Raw genomic sequence first — 14,100 nt, forward strand, 5'->3', positions numbered from 1 at the left:
GCTACGAACGTTATTTGGCGCGCTGGAATTTAATGATACTGCGTGACATCTGATCCTTTGCCCAGTTTGGCATTTTACGCCAGGGAGTTACAACCTGAATAGTGTCACCAAGCAGTGTCACGGTGCGGCGCTGTTCGCTGCCCACCCACTCAGGTGCCCATGCTGTCTGCACTTTTGTAACCCACTGATTACCTTCAATCCGGTAACGGCCGATGTAAGCCACCAGTGTGTTCATAAGTTTAGCGCGGTCCTGGTCTGTCTGAGCAGGGGTGCGCCCGGTGCCTTCAAGGTTGAAGGCAACCCAGCCATCATTGGTGAAAATAACACGCCCGCGGGGATGATCTCCCATAGCGTCAATAAACTCACCGGTTGACTGCAGTTCAACCTGGTATGAAACGAGTTCCCACGTTCCAATAATTGATTCGGCTAGCGCCATGGCTGCTTCCTTGTCGGATTTCACTGATGCGCTCATACTAACCTTCAATGTTGTTGAATGTCTGTTTATTTCGTCAACAAACATAGTCACAACAGAGTGTTTTGCTACGCACATCAGAGGTAAATGACCTTTGCGTTAAACGCAACAATGCTGCCATGACCCCATCAGGGGTGAGGGAGACTGCCCGTAGCAGGGCATTTTTCCGGCGTTATTCTCCCTCAGGTCAGGGAGAACAGGCCGGGGAATGTTTGTTTTTATTTATATTTCGCCTCAGGCAGCCGGAAAAATTTTGCCAGGGTTCATCAGGTTGTGCGGGTCCAGAGCGGCTTTAATTTTTTCCATGGTCGCGAGTTCAGCCCCGCCACGCCATGACGGCATCATGTATGTTTTAAGCTGGCCAACGCCGTGCTCTGCTGAGAATGAGCCGTCATATTTGCGTACAATTTCAGCCACTGTGTCCATAATCGCGTGGTCCTGGCTCAGAAAAGCCTGCGAGTCTCCGCCTTCAGGCTGCACCAGGTTAAAGTGAATGTTGCCATCACCAATATGACCAAAGGGTGCAACACGAATACCAGGGATCAGGGCTTCACAGCTCTGCGTGGCTTCGGTGATAAAAGCAGGAATAGCGGAAAGCGGGACAGAAACATCGTTTTTAACCGAAGCCCCTGCGCGTTTTTGTGCTTCAGCATGTTCTTCGCGAATCATCCAGAGTGACTGACGCTGGGTTTCACTTTCAGCAAGCACAGCATCTGAAATCAGCTCTTCTTCAAAAGCCTGTTCAAGCACACTCTCCATCAGGGTGCGCAGGCTGTCATCACTACGTGTGCTGGCCAGTTCAACCAGGACATAAGCCGGTGCAGGTTCAGACAGAGGCAGCGTGCAGTTATCGATCAGTGTTGTTACCAGGTTCATGCTGGTGCCTGACATATACTCAAAAGCCAGAACGGCTGACGGGTCATGTTTACGAAAAGCAGCAAAAAGCGCCAGGGCCTGTTCAGGGCTTTGCACGGCACACAGCGCCGTCTCACGCGAGCGGGGGCTGGGCTGCAGCTGTATAATAGCGGTGGTAATCAGCCCCAGGGTGCCTTCTGCTCCGACAAAAAGCTGACGCAGCGGGTAACCGGTATTATCTTTGCGCAGTCTGCGCATCAGGTTGAGTGTGTTGCCGTCGGGTAAAACAACTTCGAGGCCCAGCGTCAGCTCGCGGGCATTGCCATAGCGCACCGTGTTGTTGCCACCTGCATTTGTGGCGATAACACCACCAATATCAGCTGACCCTTCAGAGGATATAGAGAGTGGCAGCATCAGCCCCTCGCGGGCTGCGGCCTCCTGAGCGGCTTTAAGAGTGACACCGGCTTCAACTGTCATTGTCAGGTCGCCGTGGTCAATGTGGCGAATGCGGTTCATGCGTGTGGTTGATATAATAACGGCTCTGCCACTGTCGTCAGGGGTGGCGCCACCGACCATGCTGGTATTACCGCCCTGAGGCACCATAGGCACACCATGCTCTGCACACAGAGCAACAGCTTTTGCACACTCTTCGGTCGAGGCGGGGCGCAAAACAGCAGCACACCGGCCCTGATAGAGCATCCGCCAGTCTGTGCAGTATGATGCTGTATCATCTGTTCCGGTCAGCAAACCTGCCGGGCCGAGCAGATCTTTCAGGGCGGTATGCAGAGAGGGAGGCAGAGATGAGTCAGACATAGTTTAACCTTGTCGAAGAGCAGTGAATCCAGAGAAATATAAAAAAGCCGGGTCATAATGCGCAAAAGAGGCGTTGCGGCAATCAGTCAGTAGAGATAGCGGGCATTATCTGTGACAACATGCGTTGCTGTATGAAGGAGGACGTGAAGGATCTCGGCTGTGGCGGCTCCGACGATAAGACCAGCACCAAAAAGAGCAAAGATCATCACCCTGCTGGGGTAGTGCCTTCTGGTAATCTGCTCCGCCAGCTCCATCTCAGTTTCTTTTCGCAGGCTTATGGCATATTGCAGCTGCGCGTGCAGCTTGTGCGTATAATTGCGTGTGGCTGTCAGCTCTTCGCTGGTTTCATTGAGCGTGGTGCGCATCTGCCCCAGGCGGGCAAGATACTCTTCTGACTTATCCTGGGTTTGTGCTTTCGTATTTTTAAAACTGCTACGCCATGAAGGATCGTCAGTGATAGTCTGAAACAGGTTTTTAAGTGCTCCGCCCGTAATTTTATTACGTCTTGCCCGCGCCTTAATGGCATCAAGGGCAGAGGCTGACTGCCCCTGTTCCTCATCAAGAATCAGCGCGAGAATGTCAGAGAGCGTTTTAAGCTCCTTTGGGTCAAACGCTGTCATGCCTGGGGTTGTCCGGGGCGGGGGGCTGCTGCGCGGCGCAGGCGGTCCTGTATGGCAAGGCCGATGCCGCTGACCGGAACAGGCTGCACAGCAAGAGCAGTAAAGCCGTGCTGCGCGCCCAGTGTATCAAGATAGCGCAGGCCCTGAAAGAGGCGGGCAGCAGCTTCTTCAAGGTTGCCTGTTTCACTCAGGTTCCATACCGCCCCCGCCCCGGTGAGCGGGGTCGGGCCAAAAGCCAGCAGAGCCTCATGTTTTTCAACACTGGTTGCGTTCAGCCGCACTGGCAGAGCGGGGGCGTAGTGCGAGAGCATGCGCCCGGGGGAAAGGGGGGCTGCGTCAGCTTCACTCTGAGGAAAGGCGAGGGGGCCACAGATTTTTTCGAGTGCTTCAGCCGGAATGCCACCATGGCGTAAAAGCACAGGGCTGCCAGGGGCAGTCAGGTCAAGTACGGTGCTTTCAAGACCGACGGCACAGGGGCCGGTATCAAGAACCGCATCAATTCTGCCATCAAGTTCGTCAAAGACATGTTCAGCTGCTGAGGGGCTGATCCGCCCTGAGCGGTTGGCAGAGGGGGCCGCCACCGGCCGGCCGGTAAGCGCCAGGAGTGAAAGCACATGCTCGCCACGCGGCACACGCACCGCCAGGGTGCTGAGGCCATCAGCCGCCAGATCAGAGATGGTGCTGCCCGGTGCCCGTGGCAAAATGAGCGTTAATGGGCCAGGCCAGAACGTTTCAGCAAGGAGATGAGCCAGCGGGCTGGCGATAACCTGAGAAAAAGCCGCTTCGGCGGAGGGAAAATGGCTGATGAGCGGGTTAAACCTGGGGCGGTTTTTGGCCTGAAAGATACGCGATACAGCTTCAGGTTGTGTGGCATCTCCGCCCAGGCCGTACACGGTTTCCGTGCCAAAGGCGACAAGCCCGCCCTGACGCAGAATGTGCGCAGCAGTTTCGAGGCCGGCCTGGTTCGCTGTAAGACGTTTTGTCATGCTTTATTTAAAGTGCTGTGTCTGAAATGTCTGAAATAAATTATGAAGAGACAGTTGTGCCGGTGCAAAAAAACTCAGGGTTCTTCCAGCCCCGTTTACCATAGAGCAGAGGGCTGCCGTCGGCCAGTGTAACATGTCCGCCTGCCGCTTCAACAATAGCCTGAGGGGCTGCGGTGTCCCACTCCATTGTCGGGCCAAGGCGGGGGTAAAGGTCTGTTACGCCCTCAGCAACGCGGGCAAATTTCACAGCTGATCCCAGGTTGCGCACAGAGGCGACTTTGCGCCCGCCCAGATAGTCTGCCAGGCGCGGGTCATCAGCATAATGGCGCGATGCCATGACATGCAGCCCCTCAGCCGGGGGCAGGCGTGTGTGTATGGCGTGTGTGCCGGTTTTGTCTTTACGCTGTGCAGGCAGGCCGACGCCACCTGTATAAAGCTGGTCATAGGCAGGCAGGGCCATTGCGCCCAGGTGGGCCCGCCCGTCACGTACCAGACCAATATTGACGGTAAAGTCGTCACGCCCGGCAGCAAATTCACGTGTGCCGTCCAGCGGGTCCACCAGCCAGTATACGGGGGAGACCTCACCATGCAGGCCTGAAGCCACCTCTTCCTCTGCGATAACCGGGATATCAGGATACGCCGCACGCAACCCCCTGAGGATATGGCGCTCGGCGGCATGGTCTGCTTCGGTCACGACAGAGGTGTCAGCCTTTGTCTGAATTTCGAAGCCGCGGGCACGGATTGTGCGGATAATGTCGGCGGCTTCTTCAGCAAGCTGTGCAGCCAGAGCCAGGAGGTGTGCGTCAGTGTGCGTGTTCATGCCAGCGGTTATACGGCAAATTAACCGAACCGTCATGCCCTCAATTCGGCAGGAATATCTGATTATCAGGCAGCCTGGGTTGTATGAGCCTCAGTCAGAGCGGGGTCGCAGCTTTCATGGTTTCTGTCTGGCTGAAGAGGGTGCGGGCATTCTGCAAACAATATTGCATCCTTTGCACAGGCTGTTTCGCTGTCAGGTAAACGGGTTGGGGTATGCGCTGAAGCGGGCCGTCTTTTTTGCATCAGGGGCTGTTTGCGGGCGATAACAGTTTTTACAGGTACCTTGTCAGTCGTGCCGATCATCTCCATGTTGGGGCTACCGTTATGCGTTATGAGGACCTTAATTTTATGTTGAATATTTCATTTTCTTCCGAGGCAATCGCGCCTGGTGGTTCGCTTGTTCTGCTGGTGGCAGAAGGGCAGACGACATCTCCGCTGTTTAAAACCGTTGATGACATGACCGGTGGCGTTCTCACCCGGGCAGCAGAGGCAGAAGAATTTACCGGCAAAGAAGGTAAGATTGTTACCGTGCTGGCGCCTGGCGGTAAGTTTGACCGTGTTGTACTGGCCGGTGTGGGTAAAGCTGAAGCTTTTGATGCTCTTAAAGCTGAGCAGGCAGGCAGCCTGGCAGCATCAGCTCTCAGAAAAACCGAGAAAATTACCATTGCTACCGGTGAGCTGCCTCATGCTGCTGACGTTGCTTTAGGGGCAACCTATGGTGCCTATCATTTCTCTGTTTACCTTAACCCGGTTGAAAGCCGTAAGGCTCACGCGCTCAGCAGCGTGACAGTTATTACAGCTGATGCAGAGAAGGTGCAGAAAAAATGGGCTGCCCGCGCGGCTGTTGCTCATGGTGTGGCACTGACACGTGACCTTGTGACAGAACCAGCTAACGTACTGACACCCGAGGAGTTCACCGCACGCATTCAGGGTCTTCGTCACCTTGGGCTTGAGGTTGAAGTGCTCGATGTGCCGGCTATGGAGCGCCTTGGCTTTGGTGCGCTTCTGGGCGTGGCGCAGGGCAGTGCAAATGCTCCCCGCACCGTTATTATCCGCTGGAACGGCGGTAAAAAAGGCGATGCCCCTCTCTCCTTCATTGGTAAGGGCGTAACCTTTGACTCAGGTGGTATCTCTATCAAACCTGCCGCCGGCATGGATGAGATGAAGGGAGATATGGCAGGGGCTGCGACCGTTGTTGGTCTGATGGCGGCTCTGGCAGAGCGTAAAGCTGCGGTTAATGCCGTTGGTGTTGTTGGCCTGGTTGAAAACATGGTGTCAGGCAATGCCCAGCGCCCTGGTGACATTGTGCGCAGTGCTTCAGGTAAAACGATTGAAGTGCTGAACACTGATGCCGAAGGTCGCCTGGTTCTGGCTGATCTGCTCTGGTATGCTGAAGAGCATGTGAAACCAGCTTTCATGATCGACCTTGCAACACTGACCGGTGCCATTGTGGTGGGCCTGGGTACAGAATATGCCGGTCTGTTCTCAAACAATGATGAGCTGGCTGCTGAGCTGACTGATGCGGGGCTGAAGTCAGGTGATAAAGTCTGGCGTATGCCTTTGCATAAAGAGTATGATGCGCTGATTAAATCTGACATCGCGGATATGAAAAACATCGGCGGACGTGCAGGTGGCGCGATTACGGCAGCGCAGTTTCTTGGCCGTTTTGTTGAGAAAACCCCCTGGGCACATCTTGATATCGCTGGCACATCATGGCTCGATAAGGGCAAGTTTGGCCAGGCTAAGGGCGCAACCGGTTTTGGTGTGAGCCTGCTGAACACTCTGGTTCACAAATATTACGAAAAGAACTGATACATCTCGTCAGTTCATATTATGTGCTGAGCCTTCTGGCTCAGCGCATTTGTTTCCAGCCTTTATCCTGCTGCTGCCAGTAGGCGAGTTCGTGCCCTGCGTCTTTCAGCGTTTTCCAGCGTATGCGGGCTGCAGCAACCGCGTCTTCATCATGACCGTCAAACAGATCGAAAATGCGCTCAAAGGGCGTGGTTTCTGTACAGGTGCGGTTTTCAAGCAAAAATAGAAATTTTGCGGCATTGGGCACATCGTCTTCGGTCGTCAGCCATATCGGTTGCAGGTCGGGCCTTAAAATGCCGGCTTTGCCATGGGGCAGCCATGTGGGGGTAAAGACAGCCCACAAAGCTTTATCGAGCATTTCGAGAAAAGGCTTACTGCTGCACCACACGGCCGCTTTATTATGACTGGCAAGCGTGCGCGATAAAAGCTGAGGCAAGGCCTCTGCTGCGCTGGTGCGTGTCAGGTGATAAAAGCCAACTTTCGTCATAAATCTTTTGCTGCCCTGTCTGATAAAGACCTGTGAGTCTTCTCATGCCACGTGTGGGCCTGATGAAACAGGGGATTGTGCTGAAATAAATCGCATGAAAAGCCCGCGCTCTTCTGGTAGGCAGGCGAGCAGTGAAAAGAAAGGGGAACGTCGGCTTATGTTCCCCTCAGGGAGTGAGCTGATGTCCGGAGTGTTGTATGCAGCCTGAAAATGGCGTTTCTGCCGCGCCTGTCATGGGAGGGCGTGAATGGATCATGCTCGCTGTTCTGGCCTTTTTGTGGGGTGCTTCCTTCTTCTTTTTCAAGATTATGGTTGCGGCTCATCTGCCTGTCTTTCTGATTGTTTTCGGGCGTGTGTTCATAGCCGCACTTATTCTTAATATCTGGCTGATGATAAAGCGTGACATGCTGCCGCATTCGTGGGCTATGTGGCGCGATTTTATTATTCTGGGTATTTTTAATAATGCAGTGCCTTTTGCGCTGATAGTGTGTGGCGAGCAAAGGCTCTCAAGCGGCCTGGCCAGTATTCTGAATGCGACAACACCGGTTTTTACAATTATTGTGGCTCATTTTTATACAGAGACAGAAAAATTATCTCTGCCTAAAATTGCTGGTATTGCGGCTGGTTTTGCCGGGGTGATGATCCTTGTCGGCGGTGACCTCTTTAGCGCGCCGGGTGGTCACAGCCTGGTGGGTGAACTGGCAAGCCTTGGTGCGGCTGTAAGTTATGCTATTGGCGGTGTGTTTGGTAAACGCTTCAGTGCGATACCGCCCCTTAAAATTGCAACCGGGCAGATCACGAGTGCGGCCCTCGTTTTGCTGCCGCTTGTTTTGTTATTTGATCATCCGTGGCAGCTGCCCATGCCGGGCCTGGATGTATGGGGTGCTTTGATCGGCATTTCATTTTTCAGCACTGTTATTGGTTATATTCTGTTCTTCCATATTCTGGCAGTTGCAGGTGCAACAAACGTCTTGCTTGTGACATTTCTTGTGCCGGTCACAGCTCTTTTACTGGGCTGGGGAATACTGGGGGAGGTTATTACCGCACGCTCGTTACTGGGTATGGCTGTTATTGGTCTTGGTCTTGCCTCTATTGATGGCCGTATTTTCAAATATTTAAAAAAATGAGCAGAGTTATTGTCTTCCGGTCTGTTATTGCGGGCCGGAATTCAGCGATTATTATGTGTTAGTCAAAGAGCCTCCCTGAAAAAACCTGAAAAGTACCCTATACAGCAGCATTTCCGGCGTTATCGTGACAGGATACATTCCTGAAGAGCAAAAGAGAGAGCGTCATGACCCGGACAGTCACACTTTCTGACGGCACTGTACTCCCCGCCCTTGGTATGGGCACATGGAATATGGGGGGTATTCAGGGTGAGCAGATGGACCGCGAGCGCGAAAGTCTGGGTTATGGTCTTAAAGCTGGTCTGAGTGTGGTTGATACCGCCGAGATGTATGGCCACGGCCGTTCTGAAAGTCTTGTGGGTGAGGTGCTGCACTATAACAAAGCTGACCGTTTTGTTGTTACCAAAGTCCTGCCTGAAAATGCGTCTTTTGAACGTATGGAGGCAGCCTGCACAACCTCCCTTCGCCGCCTTGGCCTGCGCTGTGTTGACCTGTATCTGCTGCACTGGCGTGGTACGGTGCCTCTGCGCGAGACGGTTGAAGCCTTTCGCCGGCTCAGAGAAAAGGGGCTTATTAAGCGCTGGGGTGTTTCAAACTTTGACGTTGATGACCTGATGGAGCTTGAGCGTTACATCCGCCCGGGTGAGTGCGCCGTTAACCAGATTTTATATAATCTGGAGCATCGTGGTGTGGAGTATGACCTGCTCGATGCCGGCCGTTTTCGTAATATTGTGACAATGGCATACTCTCCCCTGGGGCAGGGGATGGCTCTGCTGCAGCACCCGGCTTTGCAAAAAATTGCTGCACGGCATACCACATCAGCAGGGCCGGTAACCCCGGCACAGATTGCACTGGCCTGGGTGCTGAGGCAGCGTAACATTCTCGCTATTCCTAAAGCGTCTTCTCTTGCGCATCTGAAAGCTAATATCGCAGCGCAGGAGATTAATCTGACCCAGGATGACCTTGCTGAGCTGGATGCCGCTTTTCCTCCGCCGGTCAGGAAAATGCCTCTGGATATGATTTAAACACCGGCGTGCCCCGCCAAAAACCACATACCCAGCCTTATGCCTCAGGGGGGGGCACAGGACATCTGGGGGGCAGGGCTGTTTATCTGGTAAAAGTATAAATCATTATTTATTGTAAAATAATAAATAATATTTTTCTTTTTGGTGTGTATTTTATATAAATAAACGAATATGGCATAATTTTTATAGGTGCCCGGTCTTACTTATGCTGTAAAATAGTCTGAATATCATATCGGGTTATGTCGGAGTGTAAGGCATATACATATGAAATATCGCGCTTATTTTTCAGAGTCTGGCAGTGTTTTCGGGTGCAGATTTATGCTCCGGCTTGCTCTGATTGTAAGTGCCGGGCTGTGGGCTACAGGCTCTGACAGCGCTGATGCAGCTTCATATCGCCTTTATCGCTCTGTTTCACAGGCCTGGGCAGCGAGAGGGTTTGAAATTAATCCGCCACGTGCAACCAAATCATATAGTACACCCGGCCCGGCGAGTGACCCGTGGGGGCCTTATATACAGGAGGCGGCGCAGCGTTTCTCATTACCTGAGAAGTGGATCCGTGCCGTTATGCATCAGGAATCAGGTGGGCAGCAGTATCTCAATGGCGGGCTGACAACATCAGATGCCGGGGCAATGGGGCTGATGCAGCTTATGCCGGGCACATATTCTGATATGCGGGACCAGTACGGTCTGGGCAGTGACCCTTATGACCCGCATGACAACATTCAGGCTGGCACGGCCTATATCCGCCTGATGTATGATAAATTTGGTGCTCCGGGCTTTCTTGCTGCCTATAATGCCGGGCCTGACAGAGTGACAGCTTACCTGAATAATGGTGATCCGCTGCCTGATGAAACAGTGAATTATGTAGCTTCTATCACTCCCAATCTGGGGAGTGATGTTGTTTTGCGCGGCCCTTGGGCTTCGGTTGCCGGGCCGACAACACAGGCCGATGCCATCAGTGGCCCGCCGGAGGTTTACTATACTAATGCAGTGTTAACACGCACGGCTGATGGCTGCCTGCGTGATGCTAATGCCGCTTATGACCCTGCCGCACCATGCCTGGTTGAGCGTGACACTCCACACCCGAACCCCGCGCCTGATGAAGAAGACACTGCGCCGGCAGTCGTAGCTGCCCCGGCAATGGTGGCCTCTGTGTCGCAGACAAATCTTGACGCTCCGGCAATAAAACCCGCAGCAAAGCAGCCTGTCCGTGCCGTTATCTACCGGCCGGTTGCACCGGCTGCCATGCAGGTTGCAGAGGTATCTTATGGTGCGAGTGCGCACAGGTCACCCGCGCCACATATGCTGACGTTACCGGCCGGTGCATTGCATAAAAGTGCCACACCGCCCGCCATGCGCTCTGGTGTCACCACACTACCAGCACATAATGCGCTGACTGCCGGTGTGCAGGGCCACAGGGTGCAGATAGGGGCTTTCGCCTCTTATGCTGATGCAAAGCGGAGTGCTGAAAAAGGTGCGAGAGTTCTGGCATCCCGTTCAGTGGTGGCTACTCCTTCGGTTATGCCTGTCTCAGTCGCCGGGAAGTCTTTTTACCGTGCACAGCTGATTGCAAATAATGGCCATCAGGCCAGGGGGCTCTGCCAGGTTTTACAGGCAAAATCTATGCCCTGCATTCAGGTGAAGGACGGATAATATAATGTAAAAATGGCCTGTCATGCCACACCAGGGCAGGTCGCACGATCTTGACAATGAGGCGGCTTGTTTTGTCAGCCCTCAGGCCTGTATCCTGCTGTCAGCGGTACTATCTGTGTTTTTAAACTCAGATACCTCTATGTGCAGGCGCTATGCACTCAATTCTGTTTGAAAAGAGAAAAGCTATGTCAGTCAAAGTTCTTTATAGTACAGAGGCACGGGCAACAGGTGGCCGCGAAGGTCATGCTGAAACGACAGATGGTGCATTTAAGGTTGATTTATCAACACCGAAAGAACTCGGTGGGGCCGGTGGGGCAGGGAATAATCCTGAGCAGCTGTTTGCTGCAGGTTATGCGGCCTGTTTCCTGGGCGCGATGAAGGCTGTTGCCGCTAAAGACGGTGATAAAGTACCGGCAGATGCGTCAGTAACATCTCAGGTGGGTATCGGTCCGCGCGACGAAGGCGGCTTTGGCATTACAGTTGCCCTGGCTGTGTCATTACCTGGTGTTGAGCGTAAGGCAGCTGAGGCACTGGTTGAAAAAGCCCACCATGTCTGCCCGTATTCTAACGCAACACGCGGCAATGTTGACGTAAAACTGAGTGTTGTCTGAGACTGTTTTTATGGCCAGGGCTGAGTAAAGCCCTGGTTAAGGTGTGCTTGCGTGAGGCAGCGCCTTTGCCTCGTTATGCAGCTCCTGTTCGTGGATATCCATTTCACGAACAAAAATGCTTTCTGTCGAGTTATTGATTTTTCCTTTGCGAAGCAGCCGGTGAAGCGTATCGCGCTGCGCACGAATAATCATCAGGCGTAATGCCAGTTCTGCACGACGGTTGCGCAGTGAGAATTCATGTTCTTTGTCAGGGTTAGACTGCTGGCTGTCGAGTGACTGCAGCTGCTCCTGATATTCATGTAAAAGCAGAGGAACGGCTGTATCGTGAGCCAGCTGCATATCCGGCGTGATTTTATTAGCACTATCGCTGTTTCGGGTTGCTTCACGTTGCAGGAGTGTAATTGCTGTCGTTACCAGCGTCGCACGGGTATCGTCTATTTCCTGTTGAGCGGCATTGCCGGATTCTCCCTGGGCGGGAAGGATTTTGAGCATATAAGGCAGGGAGAAACTGGCGAGCAGGAGTGAGGTAACAATAACGCCTGCGGCAATGGTGATAATCAACGCCCGTTCAGGAAATTCCGTGTCTCCCGGCAGAGAAAGCACTGCGGCCAGAGTGATCGTTCCCCGCGTGCCTGACAGTGCCAGCACCAGTTTTTCGGGCCATGAAAGCACAGCGTAAATGCGTTGCCGCAGATGTGCGACAAGGTGCTGACAGCCATCAGACAGGACAACCCATATAAACCGGATCAGGCTCATGGTGACCTGTAGCGCTATGATGGCAAGAGGAATTTCCCACGGGGAAAATCCACCATCGAGCCTGACCTGCTGAGCATGCACGATAAGTGAGGGCAGCTGGAGACCAAGCAGTAAAAAAACAATGCCATTGAGCGTGAAACCTGCAATCTCCCAGACCGCTGTTGTCTGTAGCCTGGTTTCAATACGGGTTTTGTTCATAATCCCGCTCATACGCATGGTCATGCCGGCACTAACAACGGCCAGAATACCCGATGTTTCGATGTGTTCAGCAATGAGATAGATGGCGAATGGTGCCATCAGAGTTTGCAGTGTGTAGCTTGAGGGGTCGTTCAGGCCGGCCCTGAGGAGAAACGCTTCAAGCCGGCTCAGCAGGAAACCAATGACAATGCCAGTGACAATACCGCCTGCAGCAACCCATACAAAATTGGCAGAAGCTGTTTTGAGTGAGAACAGCCCGGTTGTTGTTGCTGCAACGGCAAACTTAAAACACACCAGACCAGAGGCATCGTTAAGAAGGGCTTCTCCCTGCAACAGATTTAACAGGCGGGGAGGTACGCTCCCGCCGCGCAGAATACCTGAGACGGAAATAGCATCAGTGGGAGAGAGCGCACCCGCCAGCGCAAATGCTGCTGCCAGGGGTATGGCAGGCATCAGCCAGTGCAGAATCATGCCGCCACCTGCTGTGCTGACAATCACCAGACCGATGGCCATAGCAAAAATGGTGTTTCGCAGTTCACCAAACTCACGCATGGGAATGCAGTAGGCGTCAGCAAACAAAAGTGGCGAAATAAACAAAAGTAAAAACAGTTCACTGTCGAGGCCGACATTGAGCCCGGCAAGGCTGGCGCCGGCACCTACAGTAATCTGTATCAAAGGCATTGGTACACGCAGTCTGAGCATGCGTGCAGTCACTCCGGTGAGCCCCGTAATGGCGATGAGAGAAAGGGCTAAGAGCGTTTCCTGCATAAGAGAACCAATGCGTTTCTGGTGAAAGATTAATTTGTGTTTATCTGGAATATACTCACCTTCAGATCATGTGCAACAGACTGAATAGCCAGCTGGCCACGTACGCTGTTACCCGCTGTATCAAGAGCTGAAGAGTAAACTGCGATAGCCATTTTGCCCGGCACAACCGCTACAATACCGCCGCCGACACCACTTTTTGCTGGCAGGCCAACATTATACAGCCACTCGCCCGAGGTATTATAAAGGCCGGCCGTCGCCATAACTGCCAGAACACGCGCGCTGGTTGTGGCATCAGTAACTTTTTTATGAGTCACAGGGTTGGTGCCACCGCTGGCCAGTGTGGCTCCCATAACGGCCAGGTCCTGTGCTGAGACATTATAGGAGCATTCGCGCGTATACAGGTCGATTGTCTCAGTCGGGTCAGCATAGAGGTAGTTATAGCTTTGCAGCAGAATGGCTATTGCCAGATTGTGCTGATTATCAGCCATTTCAGAGGTGTATACGTCTTTGTTTAACGCCAGCTGACGCCCGGCAAAGGCAGAGGCTGTACTGAGCACACTCTCCCATTTCGCTTCGGGTGAATGACCTTCAACAAGGCTGGCTGTGGCAATGGCACCGGCATTTACCAGCGGGTTGCCGGGCGGAGGGCTGCCTGTGAGTTTGTCGTTATTGAGTTCAACAGCCAGAGCAGAGTTAAAAGGCAGACCGGTCGCATTGACCCCGATCTTTTTTTGAATAACGTCTGTTCCCTGTGCTTTGAGCACATGAGCCAGAGTGAAGACCTTAGCGATTGATTCAACCGGAAAGAGATAATCGGCATCACCGGCTTTAAAGATTTTACCGTCAGTGGTGACCACCGCAATGCCATATAATTTTGTGTCTGCTTTGGCCAGATAGGGGATATATGAGGCATTTGCACCGTCTGATACCGCTTTATAGCGGGTATAGGCCCGGTCAACAGCCTGCTGAATAGTGAGGGTATGTGCCGCAGGCGACGCCTCGCGGGCAGAGGCTGTATGGGGCGGGTTCAAAAACGCATAAGAGGTGACTGACAGTGTGACCAGGCAGGTCAGCAGAGCATGTGGTTTTGTCATCAGATCA

14 protein-coding genes are annotated in these 14,100 nt (G+C 53.1%); 5 read left to right on the forward strand and 9 right to left on the reverse strand.

Annotated elements, in window-relative coordinates; translation table 11 throughout:
* Positions 1-10: 10 nt before the first annotated feature.
* The 6 genes from HK25_RS02010 to HK25_RS02035 all read right to left on the reverse strand — a co-directional run bounded on the left by HK25_RS02010 (position 11) and on the right by HK25_RS02035 (position 4,874).
* Positions 11-436 (reverse strand): lipocalin-like domain-containing protein, encoded by a 426-nt coding sequence (locus HK25_RS02010; RefSeq protein WP_233127598.1) that lies wholly within the window; start codon positions 434-436, stop codon positions 11-13.
* A gap of 270 nt (positions 437-706) precedes the next feature.
* The gene (locus HK25_RS02015) at positions 707-2,140 is read right to left on the reverse strand and encodes an FAD-binding oxidoreductase (RefSeq protein ID WP_086635134.1); all 1,434 of its coding nucleotides are present in this window, start codon (positions 2,138-2,140) and stop codon (positions 707-709) included.
* Between the two features lie 86 nt (positions 2,141-2,226).
* Entirely contained in the window at positions 2,227-2,760 is a 534-nt protein-coding gene (locus HK25_RS02020; RefSeq protein WP_086553441.1) for a hypothetical protein, read from the reverse strand.
* Complete coding sequence (locus HK25_RS02025) at positions 2,757-3,746, reverse strand: L-threonylcarbamoyladenylate synthase (RefSeq protein ID WP_086635135.1); 990 nt, start codon at positions 3,744-3,746, stop codon at positions 2,757-2,759. The genes HK25_RS02020 and HK25_RS02025 overlap by 4 nt, the downstream gene beginning before the upstream one ends.
* A gap of 40 nt (positions 3,747-3,786) precedes the next feature.
* Entirely contained in the window at positions 3,787-4,566 is a 780-nt protein-coding gene (locus tag HK25_RS02030; protein ID WP_086635168.1) for a 3'(2'),5'-bisphosphate nucleotidase CysQ, read from the reverse strand.
* Between the two features lie 65 nt (positions 4,567-4,631).
* Positions 4,632-4,874: a hypothetical protein gene (locus HK25_RS02035; protein ID WP_086635136.1), complete on the reverse strand. Its 243-nt coding sequence runs from the start codon at positions 4,872-4,874 to the stop codon at positions 4,632-4,634.
* Between the two features lie 39 nt (positions 4,875-4,913).
* Here HK25_RS02035 and HK25_RS02040 point away from each other — a divergent pair, with 39 nt between their 5' ends.
* Positions 4,914-6,377: a leucyl aminopeptidase gene (locus HK25_RS02040; protein ID WP_086553438.1), complete on the forward strand. Its 1,464-nt coding sequence runs from the start codon at positions 4,914-4,916 to the stop codon at positions 6,375-6,377.
* 40 nt (positions 6,378-6,417) lie between these two features.
* On the opposite strand, the gene HK25_RS02045 is transcribed toward HK25_RS02040, so the two are convergent.
* Entirely contained in the window at positions 6,418-6,864 is a 447-nt protein-coding gene (locus HK25_RS02045) for a DNA polymerase III subunit chi (RefSeq protein ID WP_086635137.1), read from the reverse strand.
* Positions 6,865-7,061: 197 nt separating this feature from the next.
* Between HK25_RS02045 and HK25_RS02050 the strand changes: the two genes are divergently transcribed.
* The 4 genes from HK25_RS02050 to HK25_RS02065 all read left to right on the forward strand — a co-directional run bounded on the left by HK25_RS02050 (position 7,062) and on the right by HK25_RS02065 (position 11,277).
* A complete protein-coding gene (locus tag HK25_RS02050) occupies positions 7,062-7,991 on the forward strand; it encodes a DMT family transporter (protein WP_233127600.1) in 930 nt (309 codons plus the stop codon).
* Positions 7,992-8,155: 164 nt separating this feature from the next.
* The gene (locus HK25_RS02055) at positions 8,156-9,013 is read left to right on the forward strand and encodes an aldo/keto reductase (protein ID WP_086635138.1); all 858 of its coding nucleotides are present in this window, start codon (positions 8,156-8,158) and stop codon (positions 9,011-9,013) included.
* A gap of 318 nt (positions 9,014-9,331) precedes the next feature.
* The gene (locus HK25_RS02060; protein ID WP_086635169.1) at positions 9,332-10,666 is read left to right on the forward strand and encodes a lytic transglycosylase domain-containing protein; all 1,335 of its coding nucleotides are present in this window, start codon (positions 9,332-9,334) and stop codon (positions 10,664-10,666) included.
* Between the two features lie 185 nt (positions 10,667-10,851).
* The gene (locus HK25_RS02065) at positions 10,852-11,277 is read left to right on the forward strand and encodes an organic hydroperoxide resistance protein (RefSeq protein ID WP_086553486.1); all 426 of its coding nucleotides are present in this window, start codon (positions 10,852-10,854) and stop codon (positions 11,275-11,277) included.
* A 36-nt stretch (positions 11,278-11,313) separates the two neighbouring features.
* On the opposite strand, the gene HK25_RS02070 is transcribed toward HK25_RS02065, so the two are convergent.
* Both HK25_RS02070 and glsA read right to left on the reverse strand, forming a co-directional pair.
* Positions 11,314-12,999 carry a Na+/H+ antiporter gene (locus HK25_RS02070; RefSeq protein ID WP_086553435.1) on the reverse strand — a complete coding sequence of 562 codons (1,686 nt, stop codon included), beginning with the start codon at positions 12,997-12,999 and terminating at the stop codon, positions 11,314-11,316.
* Positions 13,000-13,028: 29 nt separating this feature from the next.
* Positions 13,029-14,093: a glutaminase A gene (gene glsA / locus HK25_RS02075; protein WP_086635139.1), complete on the reverse strand. Its 1,065-nt coding sequence runs from the start codon at positions 14,091-14,093 to the stop codon at positions 13,029-13,031.
* Positions 14,094-14,100 lie beyond the last annotated feature (7 nt).

The organism is Acetobacter sp. DsW_059 (assembly GCF_002153695.1).
GTDB lineage: Bacteria > Pseudomonadota > Alphaproteobacteria > Acetobacterales > Acetobacteraceae > Acetobacter > Acetobacter thailandicus.